Annotated in this window: 13 protein-coding genes; 12 read left to right on the top strand and 1 reads right to left on the bottom strand. The window is 56.3% G+C overall.

Annotation, left to right across the window (positions count from 1 at the left end; all coding sequences use genetic code 11):
- Positions 1-73 precede the first annotated feature (73 nt).
- From ACR0B0_RS18370 to pdeM, 12 genes are all read left to right on the top strand, one after another.
- Complete coding sequence (locus ACR0B0_RS18370; protein WP_170351452.1) at positions 74-1,480, top strand: type II and III secretion system protein family protein; 1,407 nt, start codon at positions 74-76, stop codon at positions 1,478-1,480.
- A gap of 16 nt (positions 1,481-1,496) precedes the next feature.
- Complete coding sequence (locus tag ACR0B0_RS18365; protein ID WP_170351453.1) at positions 1,497-2,126, top strand: OmpA family protein; 630 nt, start codon at positions 1,497-1,499, stop codon at positions 2,124-2,126.
- 195 nt (positions 2,127-2,321) lie between these two features.
- Positions 2,322-3,554, top strand: a complete 1,233-nt coding sequence (locus ACR0B0_RS18360) for a CpaE/TadZ family protein (RefSeq protein ID WP_170351455.1) — start codon at positions 2,322-2,324, stop codon at positions 3,552-3,554.
- A gap of 25 nt (positions 3,555-3,579) precedes the next feature.
- Positions 3,580-5,013 carry a TadA family conjugal transfer-associated ATPase gene (locus ACR0B0_RS18355; RefSeq protein WP_170351457.1) on the top strand — a complete coding sequence of 478 codons (1,434 nt, stop codon included), beginning with the start codon at positions 3,580-3,582 and terminating at the stop codon, positions 5,011-5,013.
- 11 nt (positions 5,014-5,024) lie between these two features.
- Entirely contained in the window at positions 5,025-5,993 is a 969-nt protein-coding gene (locus ACR0B0_RS18350) for a type II secretion system F family protein (RefSeq protein ID WP_170351459.1), read from the top strand.
- A gap of 10 nt (positions 5,994-6,003) precedes the next feature.
- Positions 6,004-6,984, top strand: coding sequence for a type II secretion system F family protein (locus ACR0B0_RS18345; protein WP_170398949.1), 981 nt, complete (start codon positions 6,004-6,006; stop codon positions 6,982-6,984).
- A 49-nt stretch (positions 6,985-7,033) separates the two neighbouring features.
- Complete coding sequence (locus ACR0B0_RS18340; RefSeq protein ID WP_480649039.1) at positions 7,034-7,573, top strand: tetratricopeptide repeat protein; 540 nt, start codon at positions 7,034-7,036, stop codon at positions 7,571-7,573.
- A gap of 29 nt (positions 7,574-7,602) precedes the next feature.
- Positions 7,603-8,454: a tetratricopeptide repeat protein gene (locus tag ACR0B0_RS18335; protein ID WP_170362504.1), complete on the top strand. Its 852-nt coding sequence runs from the start codon at positions 7,603-7,605 to the stop codon at positions 8,452-8,454.
- A 3-nt stretch (positions 8,455-8,457) separates the two neighbouring features.
- On the top strand, positions 8,458-9,003 hold the full coding sequence (locus tag ACR0B0_RS18330; RefSeq protein WP_170414273.1) for a prepilin peptidase: 546 nt from the start codon (positions 8,458-8,460) through the stop codon (positions 9,001-9,003).
- 117 nt (positions 9,004-9,120) lie between these two features.
- On the top strand, positions 9,121-10,428 hold the full coding sequence (locus tag ACR0B0_RS18325; RefSeq protein ID WP_170351466.1) for a P-loop NTPase family protein: 1,308 nt from the start codon (positions 9,121-9,123) through the stop codon (positions 10,426-10,428).
- Between the two features lie 40 nt (positions 10,429-10,468).
- Positions 10,469-12,880 carry a ligase-associated DNA damage response DEXH box helicase gene (locus tag ACR0B0_RS18320; protein WP_480649036.1) on the top strand — a complete coding sequence of 804 codons (2,412 nt, stop codon included), beginning with the start codon at positions 10,469-10,471 and terminating at the stop codon, positions 12,878-12,880.
- A 41-nt stretch (positions 12,881-12,921) separates the two neighbouring features.
- Positions 12,922-13,584, top strand: coding sequence for a ligase-associated DNA damage response endonuclease PdeM (pdeM, locus tag ACR0B0_RS18315; RefSeq protein WP_170351470.1), 663 nt, complete (start codon positions 12,922-12,924; stop codon positions 13,582-13,584).
- 6 nt (positions 13,585-13,590) lie between these two features.
- Here pdeM and ACR0B0_RS18310 read toward each other — a convergent pair whose 3' ends face one another.
- On the bottom strand, positions 13,591-14,340 hold the full coding sequence (locus tag ACR0B0_RS18310; RefSeq protein ID WP_480649034.1) for a LytTR family DNA-binding domain-containing protein: 750 nt from the start codon (positions 14,338-14,340) through the stop codon (positions 13,591-13,593).
- Positions 14,341-14,638: the final 298 nt, after the last annotated feature.

Here is a 14,638-nt window from a genome sequence, read left to right as displayed (position 1 = left end):
CGTAATTCGCGCAGTGTTACCTGACATAGGGCATAGACCCAAAAAACGAGGCGTGATCGGAGAGGCAGGTCACATGACAATACGTACTTGGATCAGCGCAACCCTTATGGGGTTGGCGCTTATAGTTGGTCCGGTCGGCCATACGGCCTGGGCTGAAACTTTGCGCGTGGTAAAGAATGGTTCAGCGGAAACGCTGGACGTTCCGATGAACCGCGCAATTGTGGTGGAAAGCGAAGAACCTTTCGCCGAACTTAGCATTGCTAATGCCGGAATCGCCGATATCTCGTCGCTTTCGGATCGCACTATTTATGTGCTGGGTAAGGCTCCGGGCCTGACCACGCTGACCCTGTTTGACGGCGCGGGTAACCTGCTGGCAAATGTTCGGGTTCGCGTATCGCCGGATGTATCTGAATTCAAAGAGCGTTTGGTTCAGATTTTGCCAGGTGAACAGATCGAAGTGCGCACAGCCAATGATGGCATCGTCCTTTCGGGAACGGTTTCCAGCGGCGCAAAACTGGCGCGGGCACTGGAACTAGCCGAGCGTTACGCGCCCGAGCGTGTTTCGAACCTGATGTCAGTCGGGGGCGTACAGCAAGTCATGCTGAAAGTACGTTTTGCCGAGATGAACCGCTCGGTGGCCAAAAGCCTGACCGCTTCGCTGGGCTTCGGCGGCGGTGACGTGACAGGTGGTTTCAACACCCTCAACAATGCGGGCGCTCTGGCCAACGCACTGAACGACAACATCCCCATACTTCAAACAAATACAGGCGCCATCCTGTTCGGCTTTGGGGCCGGATCGACGCAGGTGCGTTTGCTGCTGGAAGCATTGGAGGCCAAAGGTCTTGCCCGCAGTCTGGCAGAGCCAAACCTGTCTGCCCTGTCGGGTCAGGAAGCAACCTTCCTTGCCGGCGGTGAAGTTCCCATTCCGGTGCCGCAAGAAGATGGTGTTATTGCCATTGAATACAAGACGTTCGGCGTTGAAATCGACTTTATTCCGCGCGTTGTGGATGGCGATCTGATCAATCTTGAGCTTGCCGCCGCCGTGTCCAGCATTGACACCAGTTCAGACTTTACTATCCAAGGCGATACAGTTCCTAGCTTTGTCACTCGTCAGACCAGCACGACGGTTGAATTGCGAGATGGTGAGAGCTTCGCAATCGCGGGGTTGATTCAAGATGACTTTGCAGACCTGAACAGCCAAGTTCCCTGGGTCGGTGATATTCCGGTGCTGGGAGCGTTGTTCCGCTCTGCGGAATACCAGCGCCAACAAAGCGAACTGGTTATCATAATCACTGCGCATCTGGTTTCGCCGACACGTGGTGAAGCGCTGGCATTGCCAACAGATCGGGTCAAGCCGCCCAGCGAATTTGATCTGTTCGTGAACGGCAAAGTCGGTCGTACAACGCGCCCGGGTGCCGGCGCAGCCTCGGAAGTGGCCAAGCAGGACTTTGGCAGCTCCTACGGCTACGTTCTGGATTGATAGGAGGATAGGACCAATGCAGAAGTGGATAATCACACTGGGTCTTTCGGTTGCTGTCGCCGCTTGCACGCGTGAAGCCGGGTATGAAGTTGATCAAGGTGCTTTCGGGAATGCGACCCTGAACAACACCCAGGTCATGAACGGCGAACTGACCTATGCCCAAATCCTGGGTCAGCGGTTCGCGGCCGAGGTTCCGACGCAGATCAACTTTGCCTTTGACAGCGCAAAGCTGGACGAAACGGCTCAGCGGGTTCTGTTGCGGCAGGCTGCTTGGATCAAACAGTTCCCCGAAGCGCGGTTCCGGGTCTATGGCCATACCGACGCCGTCGGTTCGACTGGTTACAACAAGGCACTGGGCCAGCGACGCGCCAATGCGGCGGTTGCCTTCCTGACACAGCAGGGCATCTCGCGCTCACGTCTTGAGGCTGTCGTTTCCTTCGGCAAGTCACGCCCGTTGATCGATACCCCGAATCGCGATCGGCGCAACCGCCGCACCGTGACCGAGGTTTCGGGCTTTGTGGATCGCAACCCGCTGGTTCTGGACGGCAAGTATGCCGCCATCGTCTATCGCGAATATGTACAAAGCGCGACGTACGAGGCGCAACTGCGTAGCCAGACACGAGTTGGCGATACAACCGAACAATAAGTCGGATTTGGGCGACATCGTCGCCCATTTCCCTACAATTGGTTCTTTTGCGCCTAAATCTTGCCTAAGTTCCAAGCCAAATTTTCAACAATTAGGTGACCTGCGGCCAAATCTGGCCGCGACGGGGCAAGAGCGAACCAGACAGAATCCTCGGGTTCTCTGGGTTGGTCGGCTCTCGCGACAAGGATTGTGTTAATGACGAGCGCATCGCCACAAGATGATAAAAACGCCATTCTGGCCTGCACCATCAGCCGTGACGTCCAGAATTTCGACCTTCTGATCGAAGATATGGAGGTTGCACTGGGAGAACGATGGGGTGATCTCGGTTTTGCCGAAGCTCTGGCATTCTTCAGCCAACCTGATGCCGATTCTTTGGAGTTTGTCGCCTTGGCGATTGACGGCGAAGATGAGGACAACTTGTCCTTGATGGGTGAGATCATCACGCGAGCCAAAGAAAAGAAGATAAAAATCGTCCTAATCGCCGAAGACGTCACTCCGGCGTCTCTGCACCAACTGTTGCGCAAAGGCGCGGACGAGTTCGTCCCCTACCCTCTGCCCGAAGGCGAATTGCAGGAAGCTATCGCCCGGATGAACCAGCCCGATCCAGTTGCAGTACAGCAGGCCGCTGCACCTTTGGCGCAAGGTGAATCGAAAGAAGGGGCCCTCTTTGTGGTCCACGGACTTGCCGGAGGCGTCGGTTCCACCACTATGGCAGTCAATCTGGCCTGGGAATTGGCCACCGTATCGGACAAAGACGCGCCATCAGTCTGTCTGTTGGATCTGGATCTGCAATTCGGCACAGTTTCGACCTATCTGGATTTACCACGGCGCGAAACTGTCTTTGAAATGCTTTCGGACACATCGCTGATGGATGACGACGTATTTTCTCAAGCGTTGCAAACCTATGAAGAGAAACTGCAGGTTCTGACAGCGCCATCGGACATGGTGCCGCTGGATCTGATCACACCCGAAGATATTCAGCGCGTGATCGAAACGGCTCGTCGGAACTTTGATTATGTGATCGTGGACATGCCCTCGACGCTGGTTCACTGGTCTGAAACCGTTCTTCAGGCCGCACATGTGTATTTCGCCATGATTGAACTGGACATGCGCTCGGCTCAGAACGCGCTGCGCCTGAAACGTGCGCTGCAGGCCGAGGAACTGCCTTTCAACAAATTGCGCTTTGCTCTGAATCGGGCGCCGAAATTTACCGATCTGAACGGCAAAAGCCGGGTCAAACGGATGGGTGAAAGCCTGGGTATCTCCATTGACCTGCAATTGCCGGATGGCGGCAAGCCGGTCATGCAGAGTGGCGACCACGGACAACCGCTGGCCAATGCAGCCGCCAAGAATCCGCTGCGTCGCGAAATCGCGAAGCTTGCGAAATCGCTTCATAGTTTGGGCAGCAGCGACGCTGAGGCCGCGTAACCAGTACTAAAGGGAGAGAGCCGCCGTGTTTTCACGTTACAAGAAACAGCCCGAAGCGCAGCCGGTTCAAACTCCGGCCGCGACACCTGAACCTGTTGCGGAAAAAAAGCCCACAGCTAATGCCGTCGCTCGACGGCCCGTGCAGAAAAAGGCGGCCGAACCGGTGGCCGGAGATCGCGATCGCAAGCGCAAGGAACGCCTTGGCGAGATCAAGATCGAACTGCATCGCGAACTGTTGGAAAACCTGAACCTAGCGGCGCTCGAAAATGCAGGCGAATCCGAATTGCGCGCGGAAATCAGCTCGATTGTCAGCGAAATTTTGGAAACCCGGAACATTGTTCTGAACCGCGAGGACCGCTCGCAGTTGAACAAGGAACTGTATGACGAAGTGACGGGTCTTGGCCCGCTTGAAACCTTGCTGCAGGACGATACTGTCAACGATATTCTGGTCAACGGTCCGCAACAGATCTTTGTGGAACGCGACGGTAGGCTGGAAATCAGCGACATCACCTTTAAAGACGAAAAGCACCTGATGCGGATCATCGACAAGATCGTGTCCGCTGTGGGACGTCGTGTCGATGAATCCAACCCTTACGTTGACGCTCGCTTGGCTGATGGTTCGCGTTTCAATGCGATGGTGCCGCCGATTGCCGTGGATGGATCGCTGGTCTCAATTCGTAAATTCAAAAAAGACAAGCTGGGCATCGATGACCTGGTGAATTTCGGTGCCTTTACCGAAGAAATGGCCGCTTATCTTCAGGCCGCCGTGTCAACCCGTCTGAACATCATCGTTTCAGGTGGTACGGGTTCGGGTAAAACCACCACGCTGAACGCCTTGTCCAGTTTCATCGATGACGCAGAACGCATCCTGACAATCGAGGATACGGCGGAACTTCAGCTGCAACAGACCCATGTGGGTCGGATGGAAAGCCGTCCGCCAAACGTCGAAGGCAAAGGTGAGGTCAGCCCGCGCGACTGTTTGAAAAACGCCCTGCGTATGCGTCCTGACCGCATCATCGTGGGTGAGACGCGTGGCGCCGAGGTGATCGACATGTTGCAGGCCATGAACACCGGCCACGACGGTTCGATGACCACGATCCACGCCAACTCGGCGCGCGACGGGATTTCGCGCCTGGAAAACATGATCGCGATGGCCGGTATCGAAATGCCAATCAAAGCGGTAAGAAGCCAGATTTCGTCAGCTGTGAACCTGATCGTGCAGGCCAGCCGTTTGCAGGATGGTTCGCGTCGGATGACCTCAATCACCGAGATTACAGGCATGGAAGGCGATGTGATCTCGATGCAGGAAATCTTTAAATTTCAACGTGTTGGACTAACACCGGACAACAAAATCATCGGTCACTTCACAGCGACCGGCGTGCGCAGTCACTATTCTGAGCGCTTCCGCCTGTGGGGCTTTGACCTGCCCGCTTCGGTCTATGAACCAACGAATATGTAGGAGATCTGGCAATGCAACTGCCTGTTGAGGCGCTCATCTATGTCGTGATCTTCGTCGCGGTGTTCGCCCTAGTCGAAGGCATCTATCTGGTGGCTTTCGGCAAATCCATCAGCCTGAACAGCCGTGTAAACCGGCGTCTGGATATGCTCGACAAAGGTGTCGGGCGGGAACAAGTGCTGGAACAGCTGCGCAAGGAAATGCAGCAGCATATGAAAACGCAGAGCATCCCGCTCTATTCGCTGTTGGCTGACAAAGCGCAGAAGGCAGCTATTGCCTTCACCCCGAAACAACTGATCATGGTCATGATCCTTTTGTCAGGCTTTGCTTTCGTCGGCCTGAGCGTCGGCACCGCAACGGAAATGGTTCTGCGGGTGGCATTGTCGGTCTTTATCGGTGTTGGCGGTGTCTACACCTGGGTGAGCCGGAAGGCCGGTAAACGCATGGGCATGATGGAAGAGCAACTGCCTGACGCGGTTGAATTGATGGTCCGATCCCTGCGCGTGGGCAACCCATTTGTGTCGTCTATTCAGATTGTCGCAAACGAAGTACAGGACCCACTGGGAACCGAGTTCGGTGTCATTGCCGACGAATGCGCCTATGGCCGGGACGTGGGTGAGGCGCTGAGTGATCTGGCTGAACGTCTGGACATGCAGGACCTTCGCTTTCTGGCGGTGGCCGTGGGTATCCAACAACAGTCAGGCGGTAACCTTGCTGAAATTCTGGCTGGTCTGGCCAAGGTGATCCGCGCCCGTTTCCGCCTGTTCCGGCGTGTAAAGGCGATCACCGCCGAGGCAAAATGGTCCGGCAAGTTTCTGTCAGGGTTTCCCCTTTTCTGCCTGCTGTTCATCATGGTGACAGATCCCAATTACTATGACGACGTGGTTGATCATCCCCTGTTCATCCCGGCCTGTTTCTTCGTGGGCATCATGCTGACGCTGAACCTGATCGTGATGCGCGTTCTTACCAACATCAAGGTCTGAGGGAATTGCAATGGAAGTTCTGGCCCCAATCAACGACCTGATCAAACAGTACCTTGGCGAATTCGGTCCACTTATCGTGATCGGCGTTTTGGGTCTGGCGATGATCTTAATCGCTGTTACTCTGATGTTGAACCAACCAGAGGACCCTCTGAAAAAGCTGCAAAAATCCACTGCCGCACCAAAACACGATAAGAAATCCAAAAAGGACAAGCTTCGCAACACCAGCCGCAACGAGCAGCTTGAAAAGTTCGCAACATTCCTTGAGCCGCAAAACGAAGCCGAACTGTCGGCAATGCAGCTAAAGCTGCGGCAAGCCGGATATCATTCAAAGGATTCTGTGCGTTTCTTCCACTTTGCACAATTTGCGCTGGGTATTATCGGCATTCTGGTCGGCGTCATGTTGGTTACCGTACTGTCGGGCGGCCAGGAATTCACCGGTCAACAGATGGCTCTTAGGGTTCTGATTCCAGCAGGTGCAGGATATTTTCTGCCGCGCTACTGGATCACCCGGCGTGTTGCCGAACGTAATGAAGCAATTGTCGCCGGTTTTCCCGATACGCTGGACCTTATGCTGGTCTGCGTCGAGGCCGGACAATCTCTGGATCAAGCCATTGTACGGGTTGCGCGTGAGATGAAGGCCTCCTACCCCGATATCGCGCAAGAGTTCGAAATTGTCGCTTATGAATTGAAGGCTGGTAAGGACAAGGACACGGTTTTGCGTGACTTCGGAACCCGCTGCGGCGTGCAAGATGTCAGCTCATTCGTGACCGTCATGATCCAGTCCGCGACGTTCGGCACCTCGATCGCCGAAGCGCTTCGGGTCTACGCTGGCGAAATGCGCGACAAACGGGTCATGCGCGCCGAAGAAGCCGCGAACAAGTTGCCAACCAAGATGACTCTTGCCACAATGATCCTGACGGTGCCGCCTTTGCTGGTTATTCTGGTCGGACCTTCGGCAAAAGGAATCGCTGATTTTGCGGCGGGTAATTAATAACCCAAATTTAGTAGGCTTCAGGCGCATCCACGTCGGTATACGCCACATGCTAAAGGCCGCCATGGTGATCGCCATGGTGGCCTCTTGCACTGAGACAGGGTCGTCAGATGATCTGGACGTCCCCGGAATTGACCCTAAAGGTCAAAGGGTGGACGAAATTACGGTGGGAAACCGGTTGATGGCCGCCGGGGAATACGAGCTGGCGCTGGATTCTTTTGCCCGCGCCGCATTGGATCAGGGGATGACAACACAAATCCTGACGGCGATGGGCACGGCCAATCTGGGACTCAGGCGTCTAGGACAGGCCGAAACCCTACTGCGACGGGCCGTCAAGGACAATCCTGACTGGCCAGTTGCTTGGAACAATCTAGGCGTGGTGCTGGTCGAAAAGGGCGAATATCCCGAGGCCGCGCAGGTTTTCAAGCGGGCCTTTGCGCTGGACAATGGCGAAAGTGACGCAATCCGGGACAATCTGCGCTTAGCGCTCGCAAAAATGGAAAATCCTGTTAATACTACGGCAGAAGAACAAGAATATACGTTGGAGCAGCAAGGCGACGGGCAATTCAAGCTGCGCAAGCTCCCGTAAAACAGGCAAGAGCAGTAAGGGACGCAAAAATGCGCCAACAATTCTTGATTGCGCCAATCGTGATGTGCGGGCTGATCCTTTCTGCCTGCGAAAAAGAAACCGAGGAAGAAAAGGTCGAGCGTACCTATCAGGAGGTCAACGTCATTGACGAGACCAACCTGAACGAGGTCTTGCTGACCGCCGCCGATCCAAATGAGGCGGTCACCTACTTTCAAGGCGCCGCCGCCAAAAATCCGGGTCGGATCGACCTGCAGCGGGGACTGGCGATTTCCTTGTCTCGTGCGAAACGGTCGACCGAAGCCGTCGCCGCCTGGAAAAAGGTGACGACGATGAAAGGTGCCGGAAACGTCGACAAGCTCGAATATGCTGACGCGCTTGTCCGCGCCGGCAATTGGGGGCAGGCCAGATCGGTTCTGGATACCATTCCACCCACTTATGAAACCTTCAAACGGTATCGGCTTGAAGCGGTGGTCGCAGACTCCAAACAGGATTGGAAACGCGCAGACCACTTTTATGAAACCGCGGTCGGCCTGACCACGCGCCCCGGTGGTGTCATGAACAATTGGGGTTATTCCAAGCTGACACGCGGCCAGTTTGCCGAAGCCGAACGCCTGTTTACGGAGGCGATCCGTCAGGACAAATCCCTGTTCACCGCCAAGAACAATCTGGTTCTGGCCCGAGCTGCGCAAGGAAATTACAGCCTGCCGGTTGTTCCCATGACACAGGTGGAACGCGCCAGGCTGCTGAACACGATGGGTATCTCTGCTGTCAAGCAAGGGGATGTGGCGACAGCCAAAAACCTGTTCCGCGAAGCCATCGCCACCCATCCACAGCATTTTGACGAGGCTGTCCGCTCGCTGCGCGCGCTTGAGGATGCCTGATTGATGAGTATTCCCGCGTTTGCTGCGCTGTGGTTTCTTCCGTTTGTTCTGCCGATCTGCTTTTACGTGGCGTTCACAGACTTGCGGGACATGCTGATCAAGAACCACGCCGTTGTTGCGCTGGCCGTCATTTTCGCCATTGTCGGGTTGTTTGTGCTGCCCCCGTGGTCCACCCAGTGGACCTCACTAACGATCTGGTCGTTCTCGGTGACACTTCCCCCTTACGTCTGGCACTTGCTGCATATTGTGACCGTGCTGATTTTGGGCATTCTGTTTAATGCCGCTGGCGTTTTGGGTGCCGGGGATGCCAAGTTCATGGCCGCCGCCTCACCTTTTGTCTGGTCTGGGGATTGGGTTCTGGTGATGTTTATTCTGGCAGCCACCACGCTTGCTGCCTTTGTCACACATCGATTGGCCATGTATACAGCGTTGCGCAACGTTGCGCCAAATTGGGAAAGCTGGAACAGGAAGAAGCACTTTCCAATGGGCCTGCCTCTTGGTGGCAGCCTGGCTATTTACCTGATCTTAGGCACTGTTTACGGCTCGTAAACTATCATTAACGCGCCTTGTCGCCGCCTTGGTACTGCCACAAAGCCGGGCCAGATTTCCCCTAAGCGGCCCTTTTTGGGGCCATTGGCGTGAATACTGGATAGACGGGCGACGCTCATGAATATGCAGACAACTTCGGTAATGGCCCCCCCTGCCCCAAAGGGTTTGGGCGAAATGAGACTGCCCATCGTCATGATGCGCGACATCATGTTGAAAACGATCTTTCGCAAGAATGTAGACACCGTATCCGAGATCGCCGTGGCGATTTGTCTGCCGGGCTCCGTCACGCAGGAACTGATCGACATGGCCCGCGAGCAAAAGCTGATCGAGGCCACCGGCACCCTGAATGCCAACAGCGGCAATGAGATGGGTTATCAGCTGACTGATGCCGGCAAGGCCCGCGCACTGGACGCGTTGAGTCAGTCAGAATATTTTGGCGCCATGCCCGTACCGCTGGACGTCTACCGCGAACAGGTGAAACGCCAGTCGATCCGCAACATTCAGGTGACCCGCGACCAGCTGATTGGCGCAATGGGCCACTTGGTTCTGCCCGACAGCCTGCTGGATCAATTGGGCCCGGCGGTCAGCGCCGGTCGCTCGGTCCTGATGTATGGCCCTCCGGGCAACGGTAAATCCTCGATTTCAAACGGGATTCGCGATGCACTGGGCGATAATGTCTATGTGCCTTTCGCCATCGAATATGCCGGTCAGGTGATTACGGTTTATGACCCGATCGTTCATACTGCGATTGAACAGGAGCCAGACGATCCCAACAGCCTGCGCCGCCGCAAACGGTTCGACACACGCTATGTTCAGTGCGAACGTCCAACCGTGGTTACAGGTGGTGAATTGACGCTGGGTATGCTGGATCTGGTTTATAACCCCACAGCGCGAACCTATCAGGCCCCTTTGCAGTTGAAATCGACCGGCGGTATCTTCATCGTGGACGACCTTGGCCGTCAGCAGGAACCACCGCAGGCCCTGATTAACCGTTGGATTGTTCCGCTGGAAGAGAACAAGGATATCCTTGGCCTGCAGTCGGGTGAAAAGTTCGAAGTTCCCTTCGACACGCTGGTCATCTTCTCGACCAACTTCCACCCGAATGAAATCTTCGACCAAGCGGCCCTGCGCCGGATCTTCTTCAAGATCAAGATCGACGGCCCGAACCAGGAGAACTTCCTGAAAATCTTTGCCATGGTGGCGCGCAAACGCGGCATGCCGCTTGACGAGGCTGCTCTGGTCCATCTGTTGAAGGTTAAATACCCGACCATCAACAATATCTATGCGAATTATCAGCCGATCTTCCTGATCGACCAGATGATCTCGATCTGCGAGTTTGAGGGCATCCCTTATCAGATGAGCCCTGACCTGATCGACCGCGCATGGTCCAACATGTTCGTCAAGGACGAGACCATCGTCAAATAACGCCGTGCCATTTCGGTAAAGGGCCGGGTAATCTGCGCGTATGACGCAGATTCCCGCCCGGATCGCATCTTGGTTTGCCGCCAAGGGCTGGTCCATTCACCCCCATCAACAAGATATGTTCAACCGGGCCTTGGACCCGGCCACGTTGCTGATCGCGCCGACCGGGGGCGGTAAGACAATGGCCGGGTTTTTGCCAACATTGGCGGAACTTGCAGGGGGAACGCATGAGGGATTGCACACGATTTATGTGTCTCCGCTCAAGGCACTGGCCGCCGATATCCGCCGCAACCTGCGCGGCCCTGCCGATGAGATTGGCCTTCCCATTCGGATCGAAGACCGCACCGGCGACACCTCGGCCACGCAGAAAAAGCGGCAGCGTGTAGACCCACCCCATATTTTGCTGACCACCCCCGAAAGCTTGGCCCTGCTGACCTCTTACGAGGACGCGCCTCGGATGTTTGCGGGGGTGCAACGGGTGATTGTCGACGAAATCCACGCATTGGCCGAAAGCAAGCGAGGAGATCAACTGATGCTGGCCTTGGCGCGGCTGCAAACCCTGTGCCCTGACCTGCGCCGGGTCGGTCTTTCAGCTACGGTCGAGGACCCGCAGGCCATCGCGCGCTTTCTGGCCCGGCACCCGGACCCTTGTCAGATTGTGCAGGCCGACCCCGGACCTGATCCGGATATCCGCATGCTGGAAACGCAGGAAATGCCCCCCTGGTCCGGTGGTGGCGCTGCTTATTCGATCCCGGCGGTGCTCGAGCAGATCAAGCAACACAAGACGACGCTGATTTTCCACAACACCCGCGCGCAGGCCGAAATTTTCTTTCACAATCTGTGGCTTGCCAACGATGACGGCCTGCCCATCGGCATTCACCACGGCAGTCTGGACCGGCAGCAACGCGAGCGGGTCGAGGCCGCCATGGTGCGGGGCGACCTGCGCGCCATAGTATGTACCGGCAGCCTGGACCTTGGCATCGATTGGGGTGACGTGGACCTTGTGATCCAAATTGGTGCGCCGAAAAATGTCAAACGGCTGGTGCAACGGATCGGGCGGGCAAACCACCGCTACAACGCGCCCTCCAAGGCCCTGCTGGTACCTGCCAACCGCTTTGAGGTGGTGGAATGCGTCGCGGCACTTGAGGCCGCCAGAGCGCATGATCTGGACGGTGAGCCGCGCGGCTCTGGCCCCCGCGATGTGCTATGCCAGCATATCTTGATAGCGGCTTCGGCAGGCCCGTTCGACGCCAGCGCGCTTTTTACGGAAATGACCACAGCGGGGCCATACGCGCATCTGTCACGCGATGAATTCGACGCCTGTCTGGAATTCTGCGCGACCGGAGGTTACGCCCTACGCGCCTATGATCGCTGGCAGCGCTTGCAACAGCGCGCAGACGGACAAATGCAGCTGCGCGACCCGCGCGCAGCGCAGCGTATCCGCATGAACTTGGGCACTATTCAGGACACCGACACGCTGAAGGTACGTTTGAAACGCAACCGCGGAGGCAAACCGCTGGGTGAAGTGGAAGAGGCCTTTGCCGCCTCGCTAACGCCCGGAGATACCTTTCTGATCGGGGGGCAGATTGTCCGCTATGAGGGCCTGCGCGAGATGGTGGTTGAGGTCAGCCGCCGTGCGGACAGAAAACCTAAAGTTGCTGTTTTTGCGGGCACGAAATTCGCCACCTCGACGCAGTTAAGCGACCGGATTCTGCGGATGTTTGCCCAGCCGGATTGGCCGCAACTGCCTAAACACACTGCCGACTGGCTGTCTCTGCAGCGCGACATGTCTCGCCTGCCTCAACGCGACCGGCTGCTGATCGAAAGCTTTCCGAATGACGGGCGCGAGAATCTGTGCGTCTACGGTTTCGCTGGCCGCAACGCACAGCAGACGCTGGGCCTATTGCTGACCAAACGTATGGAGGAAACCGGGCTCGCCCCGCTGGGTTTTGTCGCAACCGATTATGCCACACTAATCTGGGGGCTGGATGCAGTGACCGACCCGCGGCCCCTGTTTCAACTGGATGCCCTGCGTGACGGGCTTGAGACTTGGTTGGCCGGAAATGCCGTGATGAAACGGACCTTTCGCGCCTCGGCCACGATTGCTGGGCTGATCGAACGGAACATGGGCGGTCAGCGCAAAAGCGGTCGTCAGGCGACGTTCTCGTCGGATATCCTTTATGACACCTTGTTGAAATACGACCCGGATCATTTGTTGATGCAGATCACCCGCGAAGAGGCCATGCGAGGGCTGGTGGATTTCGGGCGGATCGAAGCGATGATCGCCCGGATCGGAGACCGTATTGATCTGCTGCGGCTGGATCGCGTATCGCCTCTTGCCGCCCCTTTGTTTCTTGAGGTCGGCAAGGTTCCGGTCAAGGGCGCGGCCGAAGAACGGCTATTGGCAGAAGAAAGCGCACGTCTGTTGAAGGCGGCGGGGTTAACACCTGATTGATACGGCTTGCGTCCGGAGGTGAAACACGCAAAGAACGCATCATGAACGAAGTGGCGTTTTCATTTGCGGGGCAGACTCTGAAGGCATTAGGATCAGGGGCCCTGTGGTGGCCGGATCAGCAATTGCTGTGCGTATCCGACCTGCATCTGGGCAAGTCTGAGCGCATCGCTCGGCGGGGCGGCCCGAGTCTGCCGCCTTATGACAGTCAAGAAACCCTGACCCGGCTTGCTGTGGATATTGCCAGAACCAATCCTGCCACCGTGATCTGCCTGGGCGACAGCTTCGACGATCTGGAAGCTTCGGTTGCAATGCAAGCGGCTGAACAGCGTGATATCACGGCCCTGCAGGCTGGTCGGCGCTGGATCTGGATCGAGGGTAATCACGACCCTGGCCCGATTGATCTGGGCGGTACGCATCTGTCCGAGTGTAAGATTGCCCCGCTGACTTTCCGCCATATCGCGCAGGCACCAGCGCAAGCCGAGGTGTCAGGCCACTACCACCCCAAAGCACGTCTGAACGCGCGGGGTCGAACCATCACCCGGCCCGCCTTTTTGGTGGACAAGACGCGGCTGATCCTACCGGCCTACGGCACATATACTGGCGGGTTACACAGTACGGATCATACACTGGACGCTTTGATGGATGATCAGGCCATAGCCATACTCACCGGATCGCATCCTCGGGTCATTCCAATGCCCAGATAGAGTGGCTTAGATAAGGCCGTCTAGCTCTAGCCCCGGTTTGTATTTTCGGCTGATCGGAACCAGATCGGTGTTCTTCAGACGCAAGAAGGTTTTTCCGTCCAGCTTTTCAACCCCGACAATGGCATCGTCTGCCACCCAATGGGAACGATGCGTACAGTGGCCGGGTACCGGTTCCATCTCGGCGATCGCATCAGTCAGGCGGGATCGGATGGTGAATGTCCCCGCTGAAGTCACAACATCAACCGCATGGTCGCGGACTGTCAGTCGATAGATCTGACCGGAAAACGACTCTGGCAAACGCTTGGTCAGGCGTGGCGAGGGTAGCGCGATCTGATCCTGCACCGGCTCATCAACGTGACTATACCCGCGCACCAGGACCAGCCCGGTTGCAAACAGGGCACCATAAGGGGCCACCGCCAGAACATCCGGCGCCTGTTGCCCCCCGGCAGAGAACAGCAGATATGACATAAGCCACATAGATGGCACGAACAGAACCAGAATGAAGAAAACCAGCGCAATGTCACGCCAGCTGAAATGGGCTTCTGCGAAAAATTTCCGGCTCACGCGTCTGACGATCCAGGTCACGCACAGGGCCAATCCCAGTACACCGATCCAGAAAACAAGCCGCTGGGGATAGGTCAGGTAGATGGCCGGAAAAGGCTGGAACGCACTGGCCAACAAAGGCGGGAAACCAACGCCTGCAATCACTCGGCGTAACGTGAATTCGGCCAGAATTGGTCTGGGCACTTCGGTCATACATACTCAACAAACAAGACTACAGGTTCCAGCCCAACACCACACGGCTTTCACCAATCTCTCGTAACCGGCTGGAATAGCTTACTTATCACCAATTTACCGGACATTCAAACCCGGCCCTTGAAACTTAATTCAATCTTCAGAAAGCAAATGGACCAAAAAGCGTTTGCTCTTCGGTCCATTTGTTCAAATTTATTTTCCCTGAGATCAAGCTGTCAGGCCTTCGGGCTCTGGCAAGGCATTGGCGCGGCAACAGGCGGTCAGTGTGTTGGCCAGCAGGCAGGCAATGGTCATCGGT

The sequence above is a fragment of the Ruegeria sp. BA12 genome, assembly GCF_056539625.1.
Note: the sequence above shows the minus strand (reverse complement) of the source record. Positions and strands in the feature narration are given on the sequence as shown.

Excerpts from the sequence above, each read along its gene's own strand:
- ACR0B0_RS18335 (WP_170362504.1), top strand. The coding sequence starts at position 7,603 with ATGCGCCAACAATTCTTGATTGCGCCAATCGTGATGTGCGGGCTGATC.
- ACR0B0_RS18370 (WP_170351452.1), top strand. The coding sequence starts at position 74 with ATGACAATACGTACTTGGATCAGCGCAACCCTTATGGGGTTGGCGCTT.
- ACR0B0_RS18310 (WP_480649034.1), bottom strand. The coding sequence starts at position 14,340 with ATGACCGAAGTGCCCAGACCAATTCTGGCCGAATTCACGTTACGCCGA.
- ACR0B0_RS18365 (WP_170351453.1), top strand. The coding sequence starts at position 1,497 with ATGCAGAAGTGGATAATCACACTGGGTCTTTCGGTTGCTGTCGCCGCT.
- ACR0B0_RS18350 (WP_170351459.1), top strand. The coding sequence starts at position 5,025 with ATGCAACTGCCTGTTGAGGCGCTCATCTATGTCGTGATCTTCGTCGCG.
- ACR0B0_RS18330 (WP_170414273.1), top strand. The coding sequence starts at position 8,458 with ATGAGTATTCCCGCGTTTGCTGCGCTGTGGTTTCTTCCGTTTGTTCTG.
- ACR0B0_RS18325 (WP_170351466.1), top strand. The coding sequence starts at position 9,121 with ATGAATATGCAGACAACTTCGGTAATGGCCCCCCCTGCCCCAAAGGGT.
- ACR0B0_RS18320 (WP_480649036.1), top strand. The coding sequence starts at position 10,469 with ATGACGCAGATTCCCGCCCGGATCGCATCTTGGTTTGCCGCCAAGGGC.
- pdeM (WP_170351470.1), top strand. The coding sequence starts at position 12,922 with ATGAACGAAGTGGCGTTTTCATTTGCGGGGCAGACTCTGAAGGCATTA.
- ACR0B0_RS18340 (WP_480649039.1), top strand. The coding sequence starts at position 7,034 with ATGCTAAAGGCCGCCATGGTGATCGCCATGGTGGCCTCTTGCACTGAG.
- ACR0B0_RS18360 (WP_170351455.1), top strand. The coding sequence starts at position 2,322 with ATGACGAGCGCATCGCCACAAGATGATAAAAACGCCATTCTGGCCTGC.
- ACR0B0_RS18345 (WP_170398949.1), top strand. The coding sequence starts at position 6,004 with ATGGAAGTTCTGGCCCCAATCAACGACCTGATCAAACAGTACCTTGGC.